The 3,885-nt window shown below is 69.0% G+C and carries 3 protein-coding genes; all 3 read right to left on the bottom strand.

The features are described from left to right. Nucleotides 1–1,666: ATP-binding protein (locus DBR20_RS06180; RefSeq protein ID WP_258223226.1), on the bottom strand; the 1,666-nt coding region annotated here is incomplete at its 3' end. Then, complete coding sequence (locus DBR20_RS06175; protein ID WP_108265573.1) at nt 1,667–3,565, bottom strand: EAL domain-containing protein; 1,899 nt, start codon at nt 3,563–3,565, stop codon at nt 1,667–1,669. A gap of 44 nt (nt 3,566–3,609) precedes the next feature. Continuing rightward, a partial coding sequence (locus DBR20_RS06170) for a DUF4126 domain-containing protein (RefSeq protein ID WP_146186958.1) occupies nt 3,610–3,885 on the bottom strand: 276 nt, incomplete at its 5' end.

The raw sequence follows: 3,885 nt of genomic DNA, 5'->3' as shown, positions 1-3,885 counted from the left end.
CCTGCAGGCAGTGTTCGCGATCACCCGCCATGGCGTTGGCGGTCATCGCGATGATCGGCAGCCGCGTGCGCCCCGCATCGGCCTCCTCCCTGCGCCAGCGCTGTGTTGCGCTGTAGCCGTCGAGCACCGGCATCTGGCAGTCCATCAGCACGACGTCGATTCCACCTTCGCGCAACAGTGCGAGGGCCTGCTCGCCGTCGGCGGCGTTGCGCACCTGGCACTGGAAGACCCGCAGCAGGTGCTCGGCCACCATCCGGTTGACCGTATTGTCCTCGACCAGCAGGACACGCAGATCCAATGACGGCAGCGTGGCGGCCGGCTGAGCGTCTTCGGCGCTGGCCAGCAGCGCTGCCGGACGCGCGGTGGCGGCTGGCTGCGCCAGCAGCGCGTGCAGGGCGGCATCGTTGAATGTGCTGTGCAGCTGCTGCTGGCGCGGCCGCAGCGTGACCGGATCGTCCTGCAGCCACAGCACCTGCAGCGTGTCGTCGGCACCGCGCTCGGCCAGGGCCCGCTGCAGGGCCGCCTCGCCATTGCGGCGTTGGCGCGCGTCGATCAGCAGCCATGCCGGCGTGCTCTGGCCCGGACGTGGCGCTGCACGCAGGCGTTCCATTGCCTCATCGATACTGGCCAGCAGCTGTACCTGCAGGCCGTGGTGCGCGGCGATGCGTTCGACGCGTGGCTGCAGCTGCACATCGACGGTGTACAGCAGCAGCGCTGCCGGCGAGCGTGCCAGCGCCGGCAGATCGCCGGGGACCTTCAGCAGCGGTATTTCGAACCAGAAGGTTGCCCCCTGTCCCGGGGGGGAACGCACGCCGATGTCGCCATGCATCAGGTCGGTGATGCGCTTGCAGATGGCCAGGCCCAGGCCGGTGCCACCGTAGATGCGTGTGGTCGACGCGTCGGCCTGGCTGAAGGACTGGAACAGCCGCGCCTGCTGGGCCTCATCGATGCCGATGCCGGTGTCGATCACTTCAAAACGCAGCTGGTGCTGGGCGGGGCCTTCGCCCAGCCGCTGCACGCGCAGCTGCACCTGGCCACGTGCGGTGAACTTGATGGCATTGGCCAGCAAGTTGCCCAGTACTTGGCGTAGGCGCACCGGGTCGCCGCGCACCGGCAGACGCACGGCCGGATCCAGTTGCAGGCTCAGCGTCAGGCCCTTGGCTTCGGCGGCCCGCTGCAGCAGCTGCACCACGCCGTCGAGCAGTTCGCGCAGGTTGAAGCTGGTGATTTCCAGTTCCAGTGCCTGCGCTTCCAGTCGCGAGTAATCGAGGATGTCATCGACGATGCGCAGCAGCTGCTGCGAGCTGGCCGAGGCAGTGGCCAGCATCTGCCGCTGGTCCTCGCCGAGCGGACCACGGGCGATCAGCTCCAGCATCGGCAGGATGCCGTTGAGCGGCGTGCGGATCTCATGGCTCATGGTGGCCAGGAACTCGCCCTTGGCCAGCACGGCCGCTTCGGCCGCCTGCTTGGCCTGCAGCAGCTGATGTTCCAGCTGGCCCTGGCGCTCGGTGGTGCGCCGCAGCTGGTCGCGCTCGCTGATCAGGGTGATGCGGTCGCGCTGCAGTGCCGCCAGCGTGTGACTGCGCGAACGCAATCGCAGGCCCAGTACCAGCAGGGCGATGCTGGCCAGGGCCAGCACCGCCAGCAGCGCGACCGTCGGTGACACTCAGAGCACCGCGTTGTGGAAGTCGAAGTTCAGGTCGCTGCCGGCCGACTGCACCATGTTGCCCTGGATGTAATCGACACCGCCGACCCACATCGCGGCCGCTGCCTGCGGATCCTCGATCTGCTGGCCGATGATCTGCAGACCGGCTGCATGCGCCTGCTCGATCGATTGGCGCAGTTCTTCGCGCGTATCCGGGTTGGAGTGGCTGCTGGAAAAGCGTGCGGCCATGCGCACGAACGACAGCGGCAGCTGGGTGAGCAGGGCAAGCGCTTCGCTGCCCGGTTCGAACTGGCTCAGGCAGAAGCGCACGCCGACGCTGGCCATGCGTTGGCAGAACTGCTGCAACGGCACGGTGTGGATCAGCGCATCGGGCAGGCGCACGTCGATCACCAGCGCGCTGCCGGGCAGGCGGCGTTGCTGCAGCGATTCCAGCAGCCAGTCGGCGAAGGCATCGCGCTGCAGGGTACGCAGCGACTGCGAGACGAACAGGTTCAGCGGCTGGGTGGCGTGGCGATACAGGTCGAGCAGGCCCATCGCATGCTCCAGCACCTGCTGGTCGAGGTCGGCGATGCGGCCGGCGGCTTCGGCCGCCGGAATCACCTGGCCGGCGGTCAGCACGCTGCCATCAGCCCGGCGCAGGCGCAGCAGCAGCTGGTACTGCGCGCTGCTGCCGCCGGCGACGGCGACGATCGGCTGGTAAGCGAGCTCCAGCTGGCCTTCCAGCAGCGCCAGGTGTTCCTGCTCGGTGGTCACCTGGCGATGCACATGACCCGCCACGCCGGCGCTGAGCAGGCGTGCCTGCAGGGTGGTGCGTTCGACCGCTTCCAGGGCGCTGCTGGCATCGTCGAAACCCGGCGACAGCGGCGCGTAGCCGACCACACCACGCAGGTGCACCGATTCGTCGTCGCGGATCACGAAGGCGCGCGCGGACAGCTGCTCGCGCAGGGTGCCGGCAATCGCTTCCAGGCTGTCCTCATCGGTGTTGCGTGCCAGCAGCAGGAAGCTGTTGTCGTTCAGGCGCGCCAACAGGTGCGGATGGCCAGCTTCGGCAAGGCGTTGCCCGGCCTGCACCATCAGCCGCTCGAAGGCCGCGTAGCCGTAGCGCTCGCGCAGGCCCAGTGCGCTGGAGATTTCCACGAAGAACACGCCACCGCGTTCGTGCTGGGCAAGCGTTGCGTTGAGCTGCTGCAGCACGTGGTGGCGCGTGGGCAGCCCGGTTTCCGGGTTGCTGGTCGCCGGTGCACCGTTGGCACCCGGCAGGGTCGCGGCCTGCGCGCGTGCGCGGCGGATACGGTTGGCCACCGCAGCGATCAGGTGGCGCGGCCGGATCGGCTTGCTCAGGTAATCGTCGGCACCGCAGTCGAGCACTTCGAACTGGCGCTCCGGGTCCGGGTCGCCGCTGAGGAATACGATCGGCAGCAGCTGCATGCCGGGCTGCTGACGGATCATCGCGGTCAGCCGCATGCCATCCAGCCCGGGCAGGTGCAGATCCATCAGGATCAGGTCCGGGCGTTGCTCGCGGATGGCCTGCTGCACGCCATCGGCATCGCCGAGCACGATCGCCTGCATGCCGGCGCCGTGCAGCACGCTCTGTGCGAACAGGGCCTGGGCACGGTCGTCTTCGACGATCAGCACGCGGTAGGGCGAGTCGGCGTCGACAGGCGCCACGTCACTGTTGCCCGCCTCTGGCAGTGCTGCGGCGGAGGGCAGCGGCGGCGGGGCACCCAGTCGGGCACTGTCGCTGGGTGCTGACGAGGCCGGCACCTGCACGGTCGCTGACGACGGTGCTTCGGCAGGCGTCGCCGCAGCCAAGGGGGCGGCCCAACGTTGCCAATGATCGGCCGGAGGGGTTTCAGCGCGTCCCGGGCGGGGGCCCGCGGCGGATTCGTTTGCGGCCATCGATGCTCCTGGTGTTCGCGGCCATTATGCGACAAGCCTGCCGATCAGCCGGTACCGGGTTGCCGTTGTCCGTCGTCGCTGCCGCCACGTGCCAACCAGCGCACGCTTTTCCACAGGGTGCGCCAGACCAGCCAGACCAGCAATGCACCGGCCAGGCTGCAGGCCAGCACCACCACCAGCGCGATCCATGGGTGCGCCAGCGCGAGCGCCAGCCCGCCGATCACCACGGTATCTTCGGCCGCCGAGGCGACCCAGTTGCTGGCCGGCTCCGGCGATGTGTTGAGCAGGGCGCGGGTGCCGGCCTTCAGACCGTGGCTGGC

Origin of the sequence: Stenotrophomonas sp. HMWF023 (assembly GCF_003060985.1) — a bacterium.
Taxonomy (GTDB): domain Bacteria; phylum Pseudomonadota; class Gammaproteobacteria; order Xanthomonadales; family Xanthomonadaceae; genus Stenotrophomonas; species Stenotrophomonas lactitubi.
Note: the sequence above shows the minus strand (reverse complement) of the source record. Positions and strands in the feature narration are given on the sequence as shown.